Annotated in this window: 23 protein-coding genes; 5 read left to right on the top strand and 18 right to left on the bottom strand. The window is 62.0% G+C overall.

Features of this window, described 5'->3' with window-relative positions; translation table 11 throughout:
• Position 1 precedes the first annotated feature (1 nt).
• Together AC04PH_RS03760 and AC04PH_RS03755 are read right to left on the bottom strand one after the other, a co-directional pair.
• Positions 2-1735, bottom strand: coding sequence for a sensor histidine kinase (locus AC04PH_RS03760; RefSeq protein WP_483064405.1), 1734 nt, complete (start codon positions 1733-1735; stop codon positions 2-4).
• 13 nt (positions 1736-1748) lie between these two features.
• Positions 1749-2450, bottom strand: a complete 702-nt coding sequence (locus AC04PH_RS03755; RefSeq protein WP_483064404.1) for a response regulator transcription factor — start codon at positions 2448-2450, stop codon at positions 1749-1751.
• Between the two features lie 306 nt (positions 2451-2756).
• Here AC04PH_RS03755 and AC04PH_RS03750 point away from each other — a divergent pair, with 306 nt between their 5' ends.
• Both AC04PH_RS03750 and AC04PH_RS03745 read left to right on the top strand, forming a co-directional pair.
• Entirely contained in the window at positions 2757-4355 is a 1599-nt protein-coding gene (locus AC04PH_RS03750; RefSeq protein WP_483064403.1) for a phosphoenolpyruvate carboxykinase, read from the top strand.
• A gap of 94 nt (positions 4356-4449) precedes the next feature.
• Positions 4450-4995, top strand: a complete 546-nt coding sequence (locus AC04PH_RS03745; protein ID WP_483064402.1) for a DUF3859 domain-containing protein — start codon at positions 4450-4452, stop codon at positions 4993-4995.
• On the opposite strand, the gene AC04PH_RS03740 is transcribed toward AC04PH_RS03745, so the two are convergent.
• Positions 4992-5768 carry a sulfite exporter TauE/SafE family protein gene (locus tag AC04PH_RS03740; protein WP_483064401.1) on the bottom strand — a complete coding sequence of 259 codons (777 nt, stop codon included), beginning with the start codon at positions 5766-5768 and terminating at the stop codon, positions 4992-4994. The two genes, AC04PH_RS03745 and AC04PH_RS03740, sit on opposite strands and share 4 nt — an antisense overlap.
• A gap of 147 nt (positions 5769-5915) precedes the next feature.
• Here AC04PH_RS03740 and AC04PH_RS03735 point away from each other — a divergent pair, with 147 nt between their 5' ends.
• Positions 5916-7595 carry an acyl-CoA dehydrogenase family protein gene (locus AC04PH_RS03735; protein WP_483064400.1) on the top strand — a complete coding sequence of 560 codons (1680 nt, stop codon included), beginning with the start codon at positions 5916-5918 and terminating at the stop codon, positions 7593-7595.
• Between the two features lie 130 nt (positions 7596-7725).
• Here the strand turns inward: AC04PH_RS03735 and AC04PH_RS03730 are convergent, their stop codons facing one another.
• Complete coding sequence (locus AC04PH_RS03730; RefSeq protein WP_483064399.1) at positions 7726-8337, bottom strand: hypothetical protein; 612 nt, start codon at positions 8335-8337, stop codon at positions 7726-7728.
• A 113-nt stretch (positions 8338-8450) separates the two neighbouring features.
• On the opposite strand from AC04PH_RS03730, the gene AC04PH_RS03725 reads away from it, so the two are divergent.
• Complete coding sequence (locus AC04PH_RS03725) at positions 8451-8834, top strand: META domain-containing protein (RefSeq protein ID WP_483064398.1); 384 nt, start codon at positions 8451-8453, stop codon at positions 8832-8834.
• On the opposite strand, the gene recO is transcribed toward AC04PH_RS03725, so the two are convergent.
• The 14 genes from recO to folK form a co-directional block, all read right to left on the bottom strand.
• A complete protein-coding gene (recO, locus tag AC04PH_RS03720; RefSeq protein WP_483064397.1) occupies positions 8822-9553 on the bottom strand; it encodes a DNA repair protein RecO in 732 nt (243 codons plus the stop codon). The two genes, AC04PH_RS03725 and recO, sit on opposite strands and share 13 nt — an antisense overlap.
• A gap of 267 nt (positions 9554-9820) precedes the next feature.
• Positions 9821-10150, bottom strand: a complete 330-nt coding sequence (locus AC04PH_RS03715) for a DUF1491 family protein (protein ID WP_483064396.1) — start codon at positions 10148-10150, stop codon at positions 9821-9823.
• Positions 10150-11067 carry a GTPase Era gene (gene era / locus AC04PH_RS03710; protein ID WP_483064395.1) on the bottom strand — a complete coding sequence of 306 codons (918 nt, stop codon included), beginning with the start codon at positions 11065-11067 and terminating at the stop codon, positions 10150-10152. Before era ends, AC04PH_RS03715 begins: the two co-directional genes overlap by 1 nt.
• Positions 11064-11744: a ribonuclease III gene (gene rnc, locus AC04PH_RS03705; RefSeq protein ID WP_483064394.1), complete on the bottom strand. Its 681-nt coding sequence runs from the start codon at positions 11742-11744 to the stop codon at positions 11064-11066. Before rnc ends, era begins: the two co-directional genes overlap by 4 nt.
• Positions 11741-12577 (bottom strand): signal peptidase I, encoded by an 837-nt coding sequence (gene lepB / locus AC04PH_RS03700; protein WP_483064393.1) that lies wholly within the window; start codon positions 12575-12577, stop codon positions 11741-11743. Before lepB ends, rnc begins: the two co-directional genes overlap by 4 nt.
• Positions 12578-12647: 70 nt before the next feature.
• Positions 12648-13052, bottom strand: a complete 405-nt coding sequence (gene acpS, locus AC04PH_RS03695; RefSeq protein WP_483064392.1) for a holo-ACP synthase — start codon at positions 13050-13052, stop codon at positions 12648-12650.
• Positions 13049-13507 carry a hypothetical protein gene (locus AC04PH_RS03690; protein ID WP_483064391.1) on the bottom strand — a complete coding sequence of 153 codons (459 nt, stop codon included), beginning with the start codon at positions 13505-13507 and terminating at the stop codon, positions 13049-13051. The genes acpS and AC04PH_RS03690 overlap by 4 nt, the downstream gene beginning before the upstream one ends.
• 74 nt (positions 13508-13581) lie before the next feature.
• Positions 13582-13899, bottom strand: coding sequence for a Dabb family protein (locus AC04PH_RS03685; protein WP_483064390.1), 318 nt, complete (start codon positions 13897-13899; stop codon positions 13582-13584).
• A gap of 13 nt (positions 13900-13912) precedes the next feature.
• On the bottom strand, positions 13913-14536 hold the full coding sequence (locus tag AC04PH_RS03680; protein ID WP_483064389.1) for a LysE family translocator: 624 nt from the start codon (positions 14534-14536) through the stop codon (positions 13913-13915).
• Complete coding sequence (locus AC04PH_RS03675) at positions 14533-15276, bottom strand: pyridoxine 5'-phosphate synthase (protein ID WP_483064388.1); 744 nt, start codon at positions 15274-15276, stop codon at positions 14533-14535. Before AC04PH_RS03675 ends, AC04PH_RS03680 begins: the two co-directional genes overlap by 4 nt.
• A 39-nt stretch (positions 15277-15315) precedes the next feature.
• A complete protein-coding gene (locus AC04PH_RS03670; RefSeq protein WP_483064387.1) occupies positions 15316-15987 on the bottom strand; it encodes a DUF2062 domain-containing protein in 672 nt (223 codons plus the stop codon).
• Positions 15988-16024: 37 nt separating this feature from the next.
• Positions 16025-18157, bottom strand: a complete 2133-nt coding sequence (locus AC04PH_RS03665) for a RelA/SpoT family protein (protein ID WP_483064386.1) — start codon at positions 18155-18157, stop codon at positions 16025-16027.
• Positions 18158-18200: 43 nt separating this feature from the next.
• Positions 18201-18554 (bottom strand): DNA-directed RNA polymerase subunit omega, encoded by a 354-nt coding sequence (gene rpoZ, locus AC04PH_RS03660; RefSeq protein ID WP_483064385.1) that lies wholly within the window; start codon positions 18552-18554, stop codon positions 18201-18203.
• Between the two features lie 93 nt (positions 18555-18647).
• Positions 18648-19238 (bottom strand): 2-amino-4-hydroxy-6-hydroxymethyldihydropteridine diphosphokinase, encoded by a 591-nt coding sequence (gene folK, locus AC04PH_RS03655; RefSeq protein ID WP_483064384.1) that lies wholly within the window; start codon positions 19236-19238, stop codon positions 18648-18650.
• Positions 19239-19332: 94 nt separating this feature from the next.
• Here folK and AC04PH_RS03650 point away from each other — a divergent pair, with 94 nt between their 5' ends.
• Positions 19333-19908, top strand: coding sequence for a LabA-like NYN domain-containing protein (locus AC04PH_RS03650; RefSeq protein WP_483064383.1), 576 nt, complete (start codon positions 19333-19335; stop codon positions 19906-19908).
• Positions 19909-20083 lie beyond the last annotated feature (175 nt).

Raw genomic sequence — 20083 nt, 5'->3', positions numbered from 1 at the left:
CTTAGACCGGCAGGCCGACCACAAACCGTGCGCCGAGCGGATCGGACGTCATGTCGGCCTCTGTGGGGCGAATGTTCTCTGCCCAGATCACGCCGCCATGCGCTTCGATAATCTGCTTGGAGATCGCGAGACCAAGGCCGGAGTTATTCCCGAACTGCCCCTCCGGACGCTCCGAATAGAACCGCTGAAAGACCTTGCCCAACGCCTCGTTCGGGATGCCCGGCCCGGTATCCTCGACCACGACAAGCACTCGGTTTTCACGCTTGCGCGCCCAGACCCGGATCGCATCGCCGTCTTCGCAGAACGAAATCGCGTTGGTGATCAGGTTCACGAACACCTGGGCCAACCGCCCTTCCAGACCCTGCACCGGCATGGTTCCCTCCGGCAGGTCGGTGATGTAGTCGATGCCCTTGTCTTGGGCTTCCTTGCCCAGAAACTCGTTCAGGTTGCCCAGCATCTTGAGAAGGTCGAACGTCTCCTCCTCTTCCTTCACCAGCTCGCTGTCGAGACGCGACGCATTCGAGATATCGCTGACCAGCCGGTCAAGCCGGCGAACGTCATGTTCGATCACCTCTAGCAGCTTTTCACGCTGATCGTCACGCTTTGCCACACGCATGGTGCCGACGGCAGAGCGCAGCGACGCAAGCGGGTTTTTGATCTCGTGGGCGACATCGGCGGCGAATTGTTCGTTGCCCTCGATCCGCTCGTAAAGCGCACGCACCATACCACGCAACGCGCCTGACAACCGGCCGATTTCGTCAGGGCGGGCGGTCAGATCGGGAATGCGGATCTTGGTCGGCGACATCTTGCGCGCGTTCTTGTCCCGGCCAAGCTCTGCCGCCGTGGCAAGGTCGGCCAGCGGGTTCGCGATGGTCGACGCCAGCACGAGGCTCAGGCCGATACTGATCGCAATGCCGACAAGAAACAGCCGCAGCACCTGTTCTCGCTCTTGCGCGACAAGCTGATCAAGCTCGCCTGCCGCATTGGCGATGGCCACGACACCAACCGCCTGCGCGCCCTGTGTGACCGGTGTCGCCACGACAAACGTGGTGATACCGTTGGCGCTCGATGAATGAACGTGCGTGCCGTCGGTGAGCGCCTGTGCGACGCTCGACCGCGCAAAGGCCGCTGTGTCGATCGGTTCAGGTGCGGTGCGGGCATCGGGTGCCACCAGTTGCGCGACGCTTTCCCACAACCCGTTCAGCATATCCGTGATGAACGTGCTGCCGCCGTCACGGACAAGCCCCGGCACGGATGCGTCGCCCGTCGCCCCTTCCGCAGACGCGATCAATGCACCCTCGGGGTCGTAAAGGAACACCTGCACGCCGCCGCGCAGGTCCATGTCATCCAGCGTCATCTGGACATCGATACCGTCACCGGTCGCCAGATTGACCGGCCCGGTTTCGGGCATTTTCGCCTCGATCACGTCGGCGACCAATTCTGCCTCGTTCACAAGCCCGGACGCACGCTGATACGCCAGATTGTCGCGCGACGGATTGATATAGAGAACGCCTGCAATCAGCAGCATCAGCGCGATCAGATTGAAGGTGATGATCTTGCGCGCGATGGGCGAACGGCGGAGCGAGAACAGGCCACGCCGTTCGCGCCGCTCGGTCATATCCTCGCCGATACCCGTCGGCGCGACCCAGTCGTCCCCCAGCACGAGATCCGGTTGCCGTGCGGCATTCCGCACGGACTCCAGATCGCGCACATCAATTTTGGGGACAGCCGTCATGGATCAGACAGACCTATTCCTCGTTATAGCGATAGCCGATACCATAGAGCGTTTCGATGGCGTTGAATTCGTCGTCGGTGTTCCGCATTTTCTTGCGCAACCGCTTGATATGGCTGTCGATCGTGCGGTCGTCGACATAGACCTGATCGTCATAGGCCACGTCCATCAGCTGATCGCGCGATTTCACGAAACCGGGGCGTTGCGCCAGGGCCTGCAGCAGCAGGAATTCGGTCACAGTCAGCGATACGTCCTGCCCTTTCCAGGTCACGGCGTGGCGCAACGGGTCCATCGTCAGCTGCCCGCGGGTCATGACCTTCGTGTCTTCGCCATCGTCAAGTGCATCACCGCTGATAGCATCCTGACGGCGCAGAAGCGCGCGGATACGCTCGACCAGCAGACGTTGTGAAAACGGTTTTTTCACATAGTCGTCGGCCCCCATGCGCAGACCGAGAACCTCGTCGATCTCGTCATCCTTCGACGTGAGAAAGATCACCGGCATGGACGTTTTCTGCCGCAACCGCTGCAGCAGGTCCATGCCGTCCATGCGGGGCATCTTGATGTCCAGCACAGCCAGTTCCGGCATCTTCTTGTTGAAGGCGTCCAGCGCGGACTGGCCATCGTTATACGTTTCGACCTCGAAACCTTCGGCTTCGAGCGTCATGGACACGGACGTCAGGATGTTCCTGTCGTCGTCCACCAATGCGATTTTAGACATGGGAGTTTTTACCCTTACTGCTCTGATTGTTATTCTTGCCTGCTTTTTTTCCGAGTTTTCACCGGATTGCAGGCACGAATCAATCCTAAATTGCGAATCACCCCGAGGGCCGTGCCTTATTTGCCGCTAAATTGCCTAAGGCATGACTAAAATGACGCGGCGGCAGACAGCGCCATTCGCTGCTAGCGCTAACATGAAACTGGTTGCGCTAACGGTAGCGCAAAGGGGGGTGCGGCATGTGAAATCATGATGTTAGGTGGACTCAGGCGGACCATGTCGGTCCGCATGATTTGCAGGAGCAATGCGATGGACCACGGCCCCGTCAACCCGACGATGAAACTTGAGGATCAAGGCATCACCGGGCTGGGCTATGTCTATTACAACCGCTCCGAGGCCGAGCTTCAGGACGCCGCCGTCGCGGCAGGCGAAGGTGTGACCGGCAACGGCGGCACCTTTCTGGTCAGCACAGGCAAGCACACCGGGCGTTCGCCCAAGGACAAGTTCGTGGTGCGCACGCCTTCGGTCGAGGGGTCGATCTGGTGGGAAAACAATCCACCGATGGAACCCGCGGCCTTCGACGCGCTCTATGTCGATATGATCGCCCATATGCAGGGTGGCCGGTACGATGTGCAGGACCTGTTCGGCGGTGCCGACCCGGCACACCGGCTCGATGTGCGCGTCATTACCGAACTGTCGTGGCACGGGCTTTTTATCCGCCACCTGCTCCGTCGCCCCGAACGGGCCGAGCTGGAGGCTTTCACGCCCGACTTCACGATCATCAACTGCCCCTCCTTCAAAGCCGATCCGGCGAAACACGGCTGCCGCAGCGACACCGTGATCGCCCTGAATTTCGACCGCAAACTGATCCTGATCGGCGGCACCGAATATGCAGGCGAGAACAAAAAATCCGTCTTTTCCCTGCTCAACTATCTGCTCCCCGAAAAGGGCATCATGCCGATGCACTGCTCGGCCAACCACGCGCCGGGCAACCCGGTCGACACTGCCGTCTTCTTCGGCCTTTCGGGTACAGGCAAAACCACGCTGTCCGCCGATCCGTCGCGCACGCTGATCGGCGACGACGAACACGGCTGGTCGGATCGTGGCACCTTCAACTTCGAAGGCGGCTGCTACGCCAAGACCATCGGTCTGGACCCCAAGGCGGAACCGGAGATCTACGCCACCTGCTCCATGCCACACACCGTGATCGAGAATATGGTGTACGACCCGGATACGCTCGAACTCGATTTCGAAGACGATTCGCTGACGGCCAACATGCGCTGCGCCTATCCACTCAACTACATCTCCAACGCCTCCGACACGGCGCTGGGCGGGCATCCCAAGAACATCATCATGCTGACCTGCGATGCTTTCGGCGTGCTGCCTCCGATTTCACGGCTGACCCCGGCGCAGGCGATGTATCACTTCCTCTCGGGCTTCACGTCCAAGGTCGCGGGTACCGAACGCGGCGTCACGGAACCCGAACCCACCTTTTCTACCTGTTTCGGCGCGCCCTTCATGCCGCGCAGGCCGGAGGTTTACGGTAAGCTGTTGCAAGAGAAAATCGCCACCCACGGGGCGACCTGCTGGCTGGTCAATACCGGATGGACCGGCGGTGCCTATGGGACCGGATCGCGCATGCCGATCAAGGCGACGCGCGCGCTGCTGGCCGCGGCACTGGACGGCACGCTGGTCGAGAACGTCTTTCGCAAGGACCCGAACTTCGGCTTCGAGGTCCCGCAGACCTGTGACGGCGTCGATGCCACCCTGCTCAGCCCGCGCGACACATGGGCCGACAAGGATGCCTATGACGCGCAGGCCGACAAACTTGTGGCGATGTTCAGCGACAACTTCGCCAAATACGTGCCGTTCATCGACGACGATGTGAAAGCGGCAGCGATTGGGTAATACCTTGCCCGGCGTCGCCGGGCGGCCCGCTCCCTTACCCATGGGCGGGCGCTGCCCTCTGTTGTATTGTCCCGTCATTTGCTAGCATGTAGCCATGAAGCACTTTGCCATCCTCGCTGCGCTGGCTCTTCCTCTCGCAGCACTGGCCCAGACCGGCCCGCAACCCGACAAGATCGGCCCGGCCATGGCGTCGGTCGAAACCGGTGTGATCTGCGCGCCGCCCTCCACCGGCGAGGTAGAGGCACCGGGCACCGTTGCGGGCACCACCCATCTGATCGCCGAGGAACCACCTTTCGTGTCGACCGCCCGCCGTGTGCCCGCCGTTCTGGGTATCGGCTTCGGGATCAAATCAAGAAGTATCGACACAAATGGCATCTCTGATGTGGTCATGACGATTACCCATCCACCGATGGGCAACGCAGGTCAGCAATCGCAGACCTTTACCTCCTCGATCAGCGGCGTGGATCCATCGCTCACGTTCTATCAATTCGATTTTGATTATGAACTTTTGCCCGGGATCTGGCAGATGCAGGCCTCCAAGGATGGCGAAATCCTCTACCGCACAACGTTCGAGGTGCTGCCTCCCGATCAGGTGCCGGAGCTTGCGTCGATCTGCGGGTTCGAGGAACTGCTGTCCTAGAATATACCGCGTCGCACCAGATTAAGTCCCGCGATCAGCAGCACCAGAAGCGTCACCTGCCTGAACCTTCGTTGGTCGATCCGGTCCTGTATGCGCCCGCCGATCAGCATGCCCAGCATGGCCGGGACGATCAGAACCGCCGACAGTGGCGCGGTGTCCGCCCGCAACACGCCGGACTGCAGGTGGGCGAATGTCAGCGCAATGGCACCAAGCCCGTAAATCACGCCCTGCACACGCATCTGCTCGGACTTGGGGGTGTCGATGGCCGTCAGGTAGGCGACTGTCGGCGGACCCCAGATTCCCGACAGTCCGCCGATGAAACCGGCAAAGCCGCCCACCGCCGCCTCGACCCGTGCTGAACTACCGGCCAGCTTTGCCTTCCACCCGACCAGATGCAACAGGGCAAACCCCGCTACCGGGACGCCGATCAGCAGATACAGTGCGCGCTGCGGCAATATCGCGACCAACTGCGCCGATGCGATCAGGAACGCCAACCCGACCAGAAGGAACACGCGGAACCGGCGCACTGCGGCCCAGGCGGCCCCGATCCCCTGCGCCAACGCCTGATAAAGATTGGTTACAAGCGTCGGCAGAATAAGTGCTGCAAGCGCCACATCCGGCGCCAACAGTGATGACAGTCCAGAAATCAAAATCATCGGCATGGCAAACCCGACGATCCCCTTCACCAGCCCCGCGAGCACGGCAACACCAACCGCAAAGGCCAAACCCTGCGGCGTCAGAACGACGAGAATCGTTTGTTCGAGCAATTCCATGTGGCAGATGTAGCTTGCGGCAACAGAGGCTGCACATATATTTCATTGCGACATTTTCGGTCTTAGGAGATAAATTATGCGACCGATTATTGCGCTGCAACCGCAAACGTTCTATCTCTGCGCCTGCACAATGGCTGGAGATTCCCGATGGACGGACAAGACATGACGCAAACCGCCGACGCCGTATTGCCTGATCTTCTGGCGCTTGCCCGCGACAGTCTGCCCGCTGTCGACGACGTGCTCGCCCGCGCGACAGCCTCCGTCCGTGCCATGGTGGTCGAAGGCGAACGTGTCTCCGCCGCGCTGATCGACCGGCACCAGACCGCCGCGCACGGGCTGGCGTGGCTGGCAACATATGCGCAGGCCCTCCACCAGATGCACGACTGGGCCGCGGGCCTGCAGGCTACCGGCAAATTCGGCCGGACAGAGCAGTTATTGCTGCAAATCGCCTTTGGTGAATATCTCTGGCAGATTTACGGCGGCATCCCGATGAACCAGGGCGAATTTGTTCGCGGGCAGGACGTGGGTCTTGGCCAGGAAGACCTGCGCGCGCTCATGATCCCTGCAGTGATGACACTCTGCGACAAGGGCAACACCCAGGATGCAAGGCTGGCACTCGTCACCCTGATGCAGGAGCAGACCGCCGACATCACCGTCGGGGCTTCCGGCCTCGATGACGAGTTGGAGATGATCCGCACACAATTCCGGCGCTTCGCGGTGGAAAAGGTCGAACCCCACGCCCACGACTGGCACCTGAACGATGACCTGATCCCGATGGAGATCATTACCGAACTGGCCGAAATGGGTGTCTTCGGCCTGACGATACCGGAAGAATACGGCGGCTTCGGCCTGTCGAAATCCTCCATGTGCGTCGTGTCCGAGGAATTGTCACGCGGCTATATCGGTGTCGGCTCGCTTGGCACCCGGTCGGAAATCGCGGCCGAACTGATCCTTTGCGGCGGCACCGACGCGCAAAAGGAAAAATGGTTGCCGCGGATCGCCAGCGCCGAAACCCTGCCCACCGCCGTCTTCACCGAACCCAATACCGGCTCCGACCTTGGCGCTCTGCGCACCCGTGCCGTGCGCGAGGGCGACGATTGGCAAATCACCGGCAACAAGACCTGGATCACCCACGCCGCCCGCACCCATGTCATGACGGTGCTGGCCCGCACCGAACCGGACACCACCGACTATCGCGGGTTGTCGATGTTTCTGGCCGAAAAGACCCCCGGCACCAACCACGATCCCTTCCCGACCCCCGGCATGACGGGCGGCGAGATCGAGGTGCTCGGCTATCGCGGGATGAAGGAATACGAATTGGCCTTCGACGGACTCAAGGTAGCGGGCGACAACCTGTTAGGTGGCGAGACCGGCAAAGGCTTCAAGCAATTGATGCAAACCTTCGAATCCGCCCGCATCCAGACCGCGGCCCGCGCCGTGGGCGTCGCCGCCTCCGCACTCGACGTCGGCATGCAATACGCGCAGGACCGCAAGCAATTCGGCAAACCGCTGATCGCCTTCCCGCGCGTCGCCGGTAAACTTGCGATGATGGCGGTCGAGATCATGGTCGCCCGCCAACTGACCTATTTCAGCGCCGCACAGAAGGATCGGGGCAAGCGATGCGACGTCGAGGCTGGCATGGCCAAGCTGCTGGGTGCCCGAGTCGCCTGGGCCTGTGCGGACAACGCGCTGCAGATCCACGGCGGCAATGGCTTCGCGCTGGAATACAAGGTCAGTCGTATCCTCTGCGACGCGCGTATCCTGAATATCTTTGAGGGCGCCGCCGAAATTCAGGCGCAGGTGATTGCGCGCCGCCTTCTCGGCTAGCGTAACGCGCCAAACTGTCCGGGGGAAAGTTTGGGATCGGCGGCGCGCGGAAATACAGGCCCAGGTCATCGCGCGACGGTTGCTTGCATAAGCCTGATGCGATGGTTTCGTGCACCGTAATTGAACGGCTTCAGCGCAGCGGCAGGACCACGTCGCTGTGCATCACCACGATCACCTCGCAGGGAAAGCCTGTCAGTGGCGTCTCGTCACCGCTCACCCGCCACTCCTCGCAACTGTCCATGGCGATCTGGATCGCTTCATCCACGTCACGCCCGTTCAAGGAACTGCCCCAGGCCCCGTCACCACTGGCGGCGACCGCGGCATAGCCTGCCTCGTTCAGACTATCGACCTCGATGATCCCCTCGGAAATCGCCGGGCTGATCGGCGGATAGTTTTCGGGGCTCATTCCCTTTGGCAAGAGGCGCGCGACGATACGGCACTGCCCATCGTTGTTGGACACATCGGCACAGAACCTGATTGCCGATGCCTCTGCCGCGGCGACGGAATTCGCCTCGTTCGAAAAGCCGTAAGCCTCGCTCGGATGCAGCGCGAAGGCACCGAAATAAAGCGCCCCGTCCAGACTGTCGGAGATCGTCTGCCGCATGATCGGCGACAACGCCGCACCACGGTCGAATTGCAGGCTGCTCGCGGTCGGCAGGTTCAGCACGTCTTCCAGATCGTAGCCCTGCGCCAGCGCCGCAGGTCCTGTCAGGCTCAACGCCAGGGTCAGTATCAGTTTCATCATCAATCCTTTCGCAAAATTCCTCTCCAGCGAAGAAAACTGTGGCGCATCTGTCAAGCCTCGCGTTCCGAATGCCGTTGCCATTGCACTCCAAGCGGGGCTAGGTCGCAAATATGCTACGCATCATCCCCTTTCTTGCGCTTCTGGCGACCTGCGGTCCGGACGAAACGTTGACCGGCTATGCCGATAGCGATGCCACATATGTGCTGCAGTCGCTGGACGGCACGCCTTTTGCCGCCCGGGCGACACTGTCATTGGCCGAACAGGGCCGGATCACAGGCGAAGGACCCTGCAACCGCTTTTCCGCGCGCCAGACCGTGCCTTACCCCTGGTTCGAGGCAGGGCCGATCACCGCCACGCGCAGGGCCTGCCCCGATCTGGTCGCCGAAGCCGCGTATTTTGACGCATTGGCGGCCATGCGTTTTGCAGAAACATTGGGCGCGACGCTGATCCTGTCGAACGATACCGGGCGCGAAATGGTGTTTCAGGCCGAATGACGTGCGATGGCGTCGATCAGACGTCCGCGAGCGGGCGGTATCGGACGATCGCCCAGGCTTTTGACCAAACGGTTCTCGATGAAATAGCCGGTCGTCCGCAACGCGGTCACGATCTCTTTGGCCGACGCCTCGCCCTGCCCGGCCAGCACCGGTGGTAAAGGTAACAGCCGATCAGCCCAGTCGCCCGCAGCCGCACGGCTGACGGCGCGACCGGACCGCGGCGACACGAATGCAAGATCCTCGTTCACGCCACGGACGGCACAGGCGGCCAGATCGAGGCCGAAACCCAAATCTTCGAGCAGCATCTGCTCCCAGCGCAGATAGGCCAATGGCCAGACATCGCCCTGCCCCAGAAGGTCCAGCAAAGCGATGGTATGACGATAGATCAGCGGATGCGCCTCGCGTTCGGGCAGCACCGTCACCAGCAGTGCACACACCGCGTTCAGGCCGGCAAGAGCGAGGCGATCGCCCATCGCGGCAGCCGAACGGCTGCGAACCGGCTCGACCGTGAACGCGCCCAAATGCTGCTCGAGCCTTGCAGCCCACATGACGCGGAGTTGCGCGCCTGGTTGCAGGATCGGCGCAATCTTGCGACTCCGTCCGCCCCGCACGACGCCCGCGTGGCGGCCATGTTCGGCAGTGAACGCTTCGATGATCACCGCGTTCTCGCCGAACGGGCGGGTGGACAGCAGTGCGGCATCGTCGGTCCATGTGATCATGGAGCGACTATCGGCGCGTCGATACACGCGTTGCAAGGACCGATGGTGCGGGATGCGCTCCGCGCGGGAGTATTTGGGGCAAACTGATGCACGCAGCACCACTTTGCCCCTGTCACACTGCGGGTGTCTCCGCGGCATCACTTTGCACGGCCATCGGCTCTCCAGCCTGTACCGCATCCCCAACATCTCGACTTGACCTTAACGCCAAGTAAACGTGAGCGACGTTGGTATCATTTTGCCAAAAATACTCGAAATCCGCCAGGTGCCTTAATCGGCCAATCCCGGTTCATCGAGCAGGTGTCGCCCCGTGCGGTCCTCGACCTCGATCACCCACAGATCAGGATCGAAACCGCGCTGTTTCGCGATGGAAGCATCTACCGCAGATTCCCGACCCTCGGCCAGCACCTGCCAGGTCCGCGCCCCGGTCATCAGATCGAAACTGCGCTGGTAGCACACGGCGTTCCCGTCAAGCGTATTCAGTTTGACCAGTACCGCGCCCGCCGTCGCGTCGCCTCGGGCCACGACAAAGGCGGGGATCGCCGCCAGCCGCAGCCGCGTCAGATAGGCCGCAACCCAGACGTCGGCGGTCAGCCGCATCAGCCGGCGTTGCCGTCTTTGAAATCAAGACCCATTTCGGAATAGCGTTCGCGCTCTTCCAGCCAGTTCGGGCGCACCTTCACCTGCACGAACAGATGGACACGACGGCCCAGAAACTCCTCAAGCTCCAGCCGCGCGGCCGTGTTCACGGCCTTGGCCGTTTCGCCCTTGCGGCCCAGCACGATCCCCTTGTGGCCATCGCGGGCCACATAGATCACCTGATCGATCCGGACCGAGCCATCCTTGCGCTCGTCCCAGTTCTCGGTCTCGACCGTCAACTCGTAGGGCAATTCCTGATGCAGCCGCAGGGTCAGCTTTTCGCGGGTGATTTCGGCCGCGATGTTGCGCAGCGGCACGTCGGCGATCTGGTCTTCGGGATAAAGCCACGGACCCTCCGGCACCTGGTCCGCGAGCCACCCGCGCAGGGCATCGCAGCCATGGCCGCGCTCGGCGGAAATCATGAATGTTTCGGCGAACGGATAGGCGTCGTTCATCTCCGCCGTCAGCGCCAGCAAGGCCTCGGTCTTGACCTTGTCGATCTTGTTGATCGCCAAAGCCACCTTCGCCTTGCCTGTCTTTTCCTGCAGCGCCGCAAGGATCGTCTTGACCCCTTCGGTGATGCCGCGATGCGCCTCGATCAGCAGTACGACGACATCGGCATCCCCCGCCCCGCCCCAAGCGGCGGCGACCATCGCACGGTCCAGCCTGCGGCGCGGCTTGAACAACCCCGGCGTGTCGACGAACACAAGCTGGGTCCGCCCTTCGATGGCGATACCGCGGATACGTGCGCGTGTCGTCTGTACCTTGTGGGTCACGATGCTGACCTTGGCGCCGACCATCCGGTTGAGAAGCGTCGACTTGCCCGCGTTCGGCTCTCCGATCAGCGCGACGAAGCCTGCTCTGGTGGTGTCATTCATTGGCTTACCTTCTTCAGGAGTGCTGTCGCCGCGGCCTGTTCGGCCTGCCGTTTCGATCCCGCACTCGCCCGTTGTGCATGGCCCGACGCCAAGCGCACCTCGATCGTGAATTGCGGCTGGTGATCAGGCCCGCTGCGCTCGACCTCGACATAATCGGGCGGCGCGTCGCCGCGCGCCTGCGCCCATTCCTGCAATGCGGTCTTTGCGTCACGGGCATCGGCCTTCACATCCGTGATGCGCCGCCCCCAGAGCCGCAGAACCATGGCGCGCGCGGCGGCAAAGCCCGCATCAAGGTAAACAGCAGCGATCACCGCTTCCATCGCGTCGGCCAGCAGCGCCTCCTTGCGGCGACCACCGGATTTCATTTCGGAGCGGCCCAGCTTCAAGACGGCGCCAAGGTCGATCTCGCGTGCGACGGCGGCACAGGTTTCGCGCCGCACCAACGCATTGTAGCGCGGCGCAAGCTGACCCTCGGAGGCCACTGTATCGGCCTGTAACAGCGCGTCGGCCATCACGAGTCCCAAAACACGGTCGCCCAGAAACTCAAGCCGCTGGTTGTCGTCACGGTGCGGAGATACCATCGAAGAATGCGTCACCGACCTGACCAATAGTGCGGGATCGGCGAAATCGTGGCCGATCCGGCCGGCAAAGGCGGACAGGTCGGCCGACAGCTTCATTCAAGCGCCTTGAAGAACCGATCGCCGCGCCAGGTCCAGAACGCCAGCATCGACCGTCCGGCGCTGGAGAACATCACCCGGTCCGCGCGGCCCACCAGATCCTCGCGCGGGACGAACCCGACACCACGCGCTGTCTGTGCGACCCGGCTGTCTGTGGAATTGTCGCGGTTGTCACCCATGAAGAAGAAATGGTCGGCGGGCACGGTGAAGACACCGGTATCGTCCGATTGCTGATCCCCGATATTCAGGATCGCGTGGCGCGTGCCGCCGGGCAGTGTTTCATACTGGCGCGACTTGACACAGTCCGCCCCCTGCCCCACAGCACCGTTTTCGCAACGCGGCAACAGCCCCTGCGGGCCCTGATATTCCATCGTCTCGACGAACTGGCCACCGTCCTCCAGCACGACAGGTTCGCCGTTGATATGCAACACGCCTTCCGTCATCTTGATACGGTCACCAGGTAGCCCGATCAGCCGCTTGATGAAATCGCGGCCCGTGACCGGATGGCGAAATACCACGATGTCGCCGCGCTCGGGATCGGACCCGAACAGGCGATCCTCCGCCCCTTCGAAGATTCCGCAAAAGTCGTCGGCGCCGATGTCGATACCGATCGCCGGAATACGGATCGACGGGCAGGAGGCGTAGGAATAGCCATAGGCCATCTTGTTCACGAAAAGGAAGTCACCGATCAGCAGCGTATCCTTCATCGAACCCGATGGAATCCAGAACGGCTGAAAGAACAGCGTGCGGAAAATACCTGCGATCAACAGGGCGTAAACGACGGTTTTCACCGTCTCTTTCAATCCGCCCAGAAATCCGGTGCTTTCGGCCATGTGCTGATCCTCGTTTGCGGTCCAAGGCTACATGATGCGGGGGCACTGGCCTGTCAAGCGGCGCATCGCGTCACATCTCCTTACGCCGCGCCTCGATCACGACAAAGGCCTGCGCCCAGGGATGATCGTCCGTCAGGGTCACATGGATGATCGCCTCATAGCCGTCCGGGGTCATGGCCTCCAGCCGGTCCTTGGCCCAACCCGTGACGGCCATCACCGGCTGTCCGCTGCGCAGGTTGCTGACGGCCATGTCCTTCCAGGCGATACCCATCGCAAGTCCCGTGCCCAAGGCTTTGGAACAGGCTTCCTTCGCGGCCCAGCGTTTTGCATAGGTGCCGGCCACGTCGCGACGGCGTTCGGCCTTTGCCTGCTCGATATCCGTGAACACCCGGTTTTTGAACCGATCCCCGAACCGATCGAGCGTGCCCTGAATCCGTTCGATATTGGCCAGATCCGTCCCGATGCCAAGGATCATTCGACGGCGGCACCCAGCGTCGCGGTGACCTGGCCGGTGGCCTGGTTGACCGTGATGGCAAGGCCCTGGACCGGGAATGTCGATGTTTCCGGCTCATAGACGCTGACGTTGATGTCGAACAAGAGGCCCCGCGCGGGGTCGTAACCGGCCGAAAGAGACGGCCAATAAATGCCGCCGAACCCGACTGACGATGCGTTGGAGATCACCTTGCACTGGCGGCTGCCCAACTCGTCATAGGGGGGTGACAGCACCACGATATGCGCCGCCCCCGCTGCGGGTTCGATGGTGTCGGTATAAACCAGACGCACCGCGCCGTTGGCAAAGGTGGCGCTGTGTTCCTCCCAAGGCTCCACGATGGCGAGCGCGCTGGCGCGCCAGTCACAATCCTCCACGGTCTGCGCTGTGGCGGGCAGGGCCGCGCCAAGAAAAAGGGCCGCCGTCAAATGATATTTCATGATGAATCTCTCCGCTGTATGCGGAACAGTCTGGCCATGCGCACGGCTCCCCGCAAGCCCTTCGCCCGGGGGGATCAGGCGGGCGTCGCGTTCACGTCGAGGTCGACGACCATGATCCCGTCCGCGCCGCCGTCGCACAGCGCTACGAGCCGCGCGCCCAGCGCCTTGTGCCGGGGATCATCGGCATAAAGCTGCAGCGCGGCCTCATCGTTAAAGCTGCAGATAAAACCATAGGGATAGTCGGGTGACTTGCCCTCGAAATCGCGGTTCGGGCCATGCGCGAAATCGACGAACCCCGGAAGGTCAAGCGTCGCCAACTCCGTCAGCACGGCCAGCAATTCAACCGGATCATAACCGTCTTTCAGGCGCAGCATAACGATGTGGCGGATCATGATACGGTCGCTTTCATGTCAGTCTCGCCGTCAATATCTTGAGCCCCGCCAACCCGAAAAGCAACGCAAACATCGCCTCGAACCAGCGGCGCAACCGCTGATAGCCGCGTACAAATGCACCGAGCGAAAACAGCAGCCCGTACCCCCAGAAAACGCTGCACGACACAGAGAGGAGCGCCAGATAGGTCGCAAACACCTCTGCCTGATCCGCACCCACCGGCACCACGATGGCAAAGACCGCGCCCCAGCTGAAGATCGCTTTGGGGTTCGTGAGGTGGATCAGTAGGCCCTTGCGGAACAGGACGGCCAATCCGCCGGATTTCGCCGTGACGGGCAGAAGCGGCTTATCCGACAGCGCGGATCGCAATGCCTTGACGGCAAGAAAGAGAAGGTATCCCGCACCTATGTAGCGCAGCGCCTCGACCAGCCAGATATTGGCGAGCATGACGGCGGACATGCCAAGGGCCGCCGCCAGACCCCAGCTTGCCGATCCGCAGATGATCCCCGTCGCCACGGCAAGACCCGCGGCGCGACCCTGCCTCATCGATGTCCCCGCAATCGCCAGCGTGGCAGGTCCCGGGGTGCCCGCGGCAACGGCCCACCCGATCAGGAACAGTCCGAACTCCCAGCCGGTCACAACCGGGCCTCATCCATTTTCGCGCGCATTTCTCGCAGCGCCGCCTCAAGCCCTGCAAAGATCGCCTCGCCGATGATGAAGTGGCCGATGTTCAACTCCACAGCCTGCGGGATCGCGGCGATGGGGCCGACGCTGTCGTAGGTCAGGCCATGGCCGTAGTGAATTTCCAGCCCGAGCGAAGCGCCGTAGGCCCCCATCGCGACGAGGCGCGCCAGCTCTGCATCTCGCGCGTCGAAACGACCTTCCGCATGTGCATCGCAATAGGTGCCGGTGTGCAGTTCGATGATGTCCGCTCCGATCCGCGCGGCTGCGTCCACCTGCGTTTTCTCCGGCCCGATGAACAGCGATACCCGCGTTCCCGCCTCCTTGAACGGCGCGATGTAGGCCGCCAGCCGGTTATCGTCGCCAGCCACGTTCAACCCGCCCTCGGTCGTCCGTTCCTCGCGCTTTTCGGGCACCAGACAGACCGCGTGCGGCTGTGTCGCCAGCGCGATGCGCTGCATCTCATCCGTCGCGGCCATCTCGAAGTTCAACGGAATGTCGATCGCGGATTTGATCGCCGCCATGTCGGCATCTGTGATGTGGCGACGATCCTCGCGCAGATGCGCGGTGATCCCGTCCGCCCCTGCCGCCTGCGCCATCAGGGCCGCACGCACCGGGTCGGGGTTGTCGCCGCCGCGCGCGTTGCGCACGGTCGCCACGTGGTCGATATTCACGCCGAGGCGCAGTGGAGTGGGCATAGCCATGTCCCTTATGTGTTTGCACAAAGGGTAGGACGTTCAAGACCCCGCGTCATCCATCTGATCGGTTTTTTTGCCCAATTGCGCGAGCTTGGCCTGAAGCGCCTTGCGCCGCCGCTTCTGATAGGCCGCGATCACGGGAACCGACAGGTAATAACAGATCGTCGATACAACGACGCCCGAAATCGCGCCACCGATCAGGTAGGGCCGGAACACCTCTTCATAAAACAGACCCAGCCCGTGCCAATCGGCCACCGCCGGGGTGAACACCGCGCTCAGGTTGTGCCAAAGATCACCCAGCGCGCTGGAAAACTGGCAGCCAAGGCCACACATGCCGTTGTCGGGCGTGCCCGACAGCACGGTCCGGTCGAACGGGTGACCCAGCAGCTTGTGGCCCGTCGAAAGCGCCGCGACGCCGATCGGCACATATGTCAGCGGGTTCCCGAAGAATGTGGCCATCAGCGCGGCCAGGATGTTGCCGCGCATCAGCTTCGCGATCACTGCCGCCACGATAAAATGAAATCCGTAGAACGGCGTGAAAGCGGCAAAGACGCCGGCCCAGATCCCCCGTGCGATCTTTTCGGGCGTATCGGGCAGCCTGCGCACCCGGTGCTTGACGTATTGCGCGGCCCGCCCCCAGCCGCCGCGCGGGTAGATAAAGTCGGCAACGACCTGCCAGACCGGGCGTCTATCCCTGCGCTTGAAGACCAAAATAACTTTCCTTTGCGCAATCCGCGCGGTCGTCGTTCTATTCCACCGTCGCGCTGGCAAGCCCCGGATCGCGGTGCCGTTCCAGCGACGAAACGTTGCTCTCGGCCTCAAGGGCCGTCGTGACGCGATGTAAGTGTTCCGCATCCCGGAAATCAATATCCATCATAAGACGGTAATAATCAGGCTTTCGTTCGATGAAATTGAGATCGGAGATATTGGCGTCCTGTTCGCCGATCAAGGTGCAGATACGGCCCAGTACACCGGCATCGTTGGTAATCGTCGCGTCCAGCGTCACCGTGTTGACCGCGCCATGCGTGCCTTCCTGCCACTGCAGGTCCAGCCAGCGGTCCGGCTGATCCTCGTAGTCGGCCAGCGCATCGCAGTCGATGGCGTGGACGACGACACCCTTGCCGCGGAACGTCAGACCGATGATCCGCTCGCCCGGGACGGGCTGGCAACAGCGGGCGCGGGCAAAGCTCTGGCCCGCATCGAGCCCGATCACGGCCCGCCGCGCGTCGACCAATTCGCCCGTCATCTCATCCAGATCGGGATAGATCGCGCGCACCACGTCGCGCGATGTGATTTCCGCGCTGCCCAGACGCGCCAGCAGATCGTCGACACCGTCCAGCGCCATCGCCTTGGCCGCGGTCCGCAGCGCCTTGACCGTCGCGGCCTTGCCCATGTTCTCGAAACCCACCCGCGCCAGTTCGCGCCCCAGTCTGATATATCTGTCACGGTCCTCTTCGCGCAGCGACCGCCGGATCGCCGTCTTCGCACGACCGGTTACCGCGATGTCGATCCACGTCGCCTGCGGGGTCTGTCCCTCTGCCGTAATGACCTCGACCGATTGCCCGTTCTTGAGCCGGGTCCAGAGCGGCACACGCATCCCGTCGACCTTCGCGCCCACGACCGCCGATCCGATCCGCGTATGGATCGCATAGGCAAAGTCGATCGGCGTCGCGCCGCGCGGCAGCTTGATCACATCGCCCTTGGGCGTGAAGCAAAAGACCTGATCCTGATACATCTCCAGCTTGACCGCTTCGAGAAACTCGTCGTGGTCCTGATCCTCGTCCAGCCGCTCGGTCAGCTTCGATATCCACTCAACCGGATCGACGGCAAAGCGGTTCTCGACCCGCTCGCCGTTGCGGTATGACCAATGCGCGGCGACTCCAGTTTCGGCCACCTCGTGCATTTCTCGGGTCCTGATCTGGACCTCGACACGCTTGCCGTCGCGACCTGATACCGTGGTGTGGATCGACCGATAGCCGTTGGATTTAGGCTGGCTAATGTAATCCTTGAAGCGTCCGGGCACCGCGCGCCAGCGTTGATGAATCGCACCCAGAACCCGGTAGCAATCCGTTTCGGTCGCGGTGACGACCCGAAAGCCGTAGATATCGGACAGTCGGGAAAACGACTGGTCCTTTTCCTGCATCTTGCGCCAGATCGAATACGGTTTCTTGGCGCGGCCCGCGACCTCCGCCTGGATGCCGGCGCGCTCCAGTTCCACCCGCATGTCGGCGGTGATTTTCTGCACGACATCGCCGGTCTCGCGCTGCAGCGTGATGAACCGGCGGATGATCGAATTGCGGCCCTCGGGGTTCAGCACCCGGAACGCCAGATCCTCCAGTTCCTCCCGCATCCATTGCATCCCCATACGCCCTGCCAGCGGCGCGTAGATTTCCATGGTTTCGCGGGCCTTTTGTGCCTGCTTTTCCGGGCGCATGGATTTGATCGTGCGCATGTTGTGCAGCCGGTCCGCCAGTTTGACCAGCGTCACCCGCAGATCCCGGCTCGTCGCCATGAACAGCTTGCGGAAATTCTCGGCCTGCTTGGATTGCGCGCTGGTCAACTGCAGGTTGGTCAGTTTGGTCACGCCATCGACAAGTTCGGCGATCTCGCGCCCGAAGCGTTTTTCGACCTCGGTATAGGACGCCTGCGTGTCTTCTATCGTATCGTGAAGCAGGGCCGTCACGAGGGTGGCGTCATCCATCTGCTGCTCTGCCAGAATCGCGGTCACGGCGACAGGATGGGTAAAATAGGGTTCGCCGGAATGACGGTTCTGGCCGTCATGCATCGCACTGCCGTATGCGAAGGCATCGCGCAGCAGGGCTTCGTTCGTGCGGGGGTTGTAGGCGCGGACCAGAGCGATCAGATCATCGGCTGTCGTCATTCTGGTCCGTCACCTTCATCTGCAAAGGCCGGAAATCCGGACCCTAGCGCTGCCCTTGCGCTTCCATCAGCGCGCGCAGCAGTTTTTCCTCTGACATATCGTCCTCGACCGGCTTGTCGGCTTCCGTGCCCATCAGCAGGGACATGCTGTCCTCTTCCGGCTCGTCCACCTCGATCTGGGTCTGGTTCGCCTCGATCATGCGCTCGCGCAGATCGTCGGCACCCTGGGTCTCTTCCGCGATCTCGCGCAGCGACACGACCGGGTTCTTGTCGTTGTCACGCGACACGGTAATCGGAGCACCGGATGCGATCTCGCGGGCGCGATGTGCGGCAAGCATGACCAGTTCGAACCGGTTTGGAACTTTATCGACGCAATCTTCTACGGTGACGCGGGCCATAAGCGCACTCCATCTGTGGCAGGGAATCCTGTGAAAGCAATTCCATATGCTCAGATGTACGGAATGACAAGCGGTTTCACAGGCCCGGCGACCTCAGGACAGGGGAACCACGCTATCCCTGTCGGCCGCGTGCAGCGCATCGCGCATCTGCACCACGCTGTGGCCGCTGACCGGGTGCACCCAGTCCGGAGCGACATCCACGAGCGGCACCAAAACAAAGGCACGATCCTGCAGACGCGGATGCGGCAGGATCAACGTGTCGGGTGCCTGGCTTTGCTGCGCCTGTGGGGACAGATCGCGCCAGGCGACAAAGCCGTCGATATCCGGCCTGACCGTCGCGCCGACAGCGATCAGATCGAGGTCGAGGGTGCGCTGCCCCCAACGCCTGTCGCGCACCCGTTTCGCCTCCGCCTCGATCCTGTGCAGATGCGCCAAGATCGCGTCTGGCGACAGCGCCGATTGCACACGGACGGCGGCATTGACGAACGCTGGCCCCGCCCCCGGCGGATACGCCGGCGTCGCGTAACAGGGGCTGGTCTGCAACGTCGGTCCGAACAGCGCACGCAGTGCCCCAAAGGCGGCATCGACCGTCTGGCGCGGGGTTCCGTGACACGACGTCATGTTGGATCCGACCGCGATCAGCACGATCTCGCCCGCTTTCGCCGGGGTCTGGGCTTGCGGCATTGGTCGGTTTTACCTACGTTTACGGGGCTGCGTCATTCTAAACCACTCACACACTCACGGACAACGCGCAGCTACATTCGGAAGGACATTATTTATGTTTTATCGTGACGAGCGTTTGGCGCTCTTCATCGATGGCTCGAATCTGTATGCGGCGGCTAAGTCGCTTGGCTTCGACATCGACTACAAGCTGCTCCGCGCAGAGTTCATGCGCCGCGGCAAGATGCTGCGGGCATTTTACTATACCGCGTTGTTGGAAAACGATGAATACTCGCCGATACGGCCACTCGTGGACTGGTTGCACTACAACGGTTTCTCGATGGTGACGAAGCCCGCCAAGGAATACACCGACAGCATGGGCCGCCGTAAGGTGAAGGGGAACATGGACATCGAACTGGCCGTCGATGCCATGGAACTGGCTCCCTACGTCGACCACATCGTACTGTTTTCAGGCGATGGCGATTTTCGCCCACTGGTAGAATCACTTCAACGCAAGGGTGTGCGGGTTTCCGTTGTTTCAACAATCCGCAGCCAGCCCCCGATGATCGCCGACGAACTCCGTCGCCAGTGCGACAACTTTATCGAACTGGAAGAACTGCGCGACGTGATCGGCCGCCCTGCCCGCGACACCCGGCCCGATCGTGAGGCAGAACTCAGCACGACCGACACCTGACGCGCGGCACCAACGACAAAGCAAGCCGGACGCGGTCACACACTGCGTCCGGCTTGTTTCGTGGCAAATCGCCTACTGAACCCTTCCGGCAAAATTGCCGGCACTCATCGCACACGCAATCGCAAAATCGCGACCTTCACAGTAGCCCTCGGGGCTGTGATGCTGTATCCCCACG

The organism is Yoonia sp. KMU-150 (assembly GCF_056858355.1).
Note: the sequence above shows the minus strand (reverse complement) of the source record. Positions and strands in the feature narration are given on the sequence as shown.

What these genes read in the sequence shown, in the direction of transcription:
- AC04PH_RS03755 (WP_483064404.1), bottom strand. Translation starts at nt 2,450, where the DNA reads ATGTCTAAAATCGCATTGGTGGACGACGACAGGAACATCCTGACGTCC.
- AC04PH_RS03740 (WP_483064401.1), bottom strand. Translation starts at nt 5,768, where the DNA reads ATGGAATTGCTCGAACAAACGATTCTCGTCGTTCTGACGCCGCAGGGT.
- AC04PH_RS03735 (WP_483064400.1), top strand. Translation starts at nt 5,916, where the DNA reads ATGGACGGACAAGACATGACGCAAACCGCCGACGCCGTATTGCCTGAT.
- rnc (WP_483064394.1), bottom strand. Translation starts at nt 11,744, where the DNA reads ATGAAGCTGTCGGCCGACCTGTCCGCCTTTGCCGGCCGGATCGGCCAC.
- folK (WP_483064384.1), bottom strand. Translation starts at nt 19,238, where the DNA reads ATGCCGCAAGCCCAGACCCCGGCGAAAGCGGGCGAGATCGTGCTGATC.
- lepB (WP_483064393.1), bottom strand. Translation starts at nt 12,577, where the DNA reads ATGGCCGAAAGCACCGGATTTCTGGGCGGATTGAAAGAGACGGTGAAA.
- AC04PH_RS03725 (WP_483064398.1), top strand. Translation starts at nt 8,451, where the DNA reads ATGCTACGCATCATCCCCTTTCTTGCGCTTCTGGCGACCTGCGGTCCG.
- AC04PH_RS03750 (WP_483064403.1), top strand. Translation starts at nt 2,757, where the DNA reads ATGGACCACGGCCCCGTCAACCCGACGATGAAACTTGAGGATCAAGGC.
- AC04PH_RS03650 (WP_483064383.1), top strand. Translation starts at nt 19,333, where the DNA reads ATGTTTTATCGTGACGAGCGTTTGGCGCTCTTCATCGATGGCTCGAAT.
- AC04PH_RS03685 (WP_483064390.1), bottom strand. Translation starts at nt 13,899, where the DNA reads ATGATCCGCCACATCGTTATGCTGCGCCTGAAAGACGGTTATGATCCG.
- era (WP_483064395.1), bottom strand. Translation starts at nt 11,067, where the DNA reads ATGAATGACACCACCAGAGCAGGCTTCGTCGCGCTGATCGGAGAGCCG.
- AC04PH_RS03745 (WP_483064402.1), top strand. Translation starts at nt 4,450, where the DNA reads ATGAAGCACTTTGCCATCCTCGCTGCGCTGGCTCTTCCTCTCGCAGCA.
- AC04PH_RS03665 (WP_483064386.1), bottom strand. Translation starts at nt 18,157, where the DNA reads ATGACGACAGCCGATGATCTGATCGCTCTGGTCCGCGCCTACAACCCC.
- rpoZ (WP_483064385.1), bottom strand. Translation starts at nt 18,554, where the DNA reads ATGGCCCGCGTCACCGTAGAAGATTGCGTCGATAAAGTTCCAAACCGG.
- acpS (WP_483064392.1), bottom strand. Translation starts at nt 13,052, where the DNA reads ATGATCCTTGGCATCGGGACGGATCTGGCCAATATCGAACGGATTCAG.
- AC04PH_RS03760 (WP_483064405.1), bottom strand. Translation starts at nt 1,735, where the DNA reads ATGACGGCTGTCCCCAAAATTGATGTGCGCGATCTGGAGTCCGTGCGG.
- AC04PH_RS03675 (WP_483064388.1), bottom strand. Translation starts at nt 15,276, where the DNA reads ATGCCCACTCCACTGCGCCTCGGCGTGAATATCGACCACGTGGCGACC.
- AC04PH_RS03715 (WP_483064396.1), bottom strand. Translation starts at nt 10,150, where the DNA reads ATGCGGCTGACCGCCGACGTCTGGGTTGCGGCCTATCTGACGCGGCTG.
- recO (WP_483064397.1), bottom strand. Translation starts at nt 9,553, where the DNA reads ATGATCACATGGACCGACGATGCCGCACTGCTGTCCACCCGCCCGTTC.
- AC04PH_RS03730 (WP_483064399.1), bottom strand. Translation starts at nt 8,337, where the DNA reads ATGAAACTGATACTGACCCTGGCGTTGAGCCTGACAGGACCTGCGGCG.
- AC04PH_RS03690 (WP_483064391.1), bottom strand. Translation starts at nt 13,507, where the DNA reads ATGAAATATCATTTGACGGCGGCCCTTTTTCTTGGCGCGGCCCTGCCC.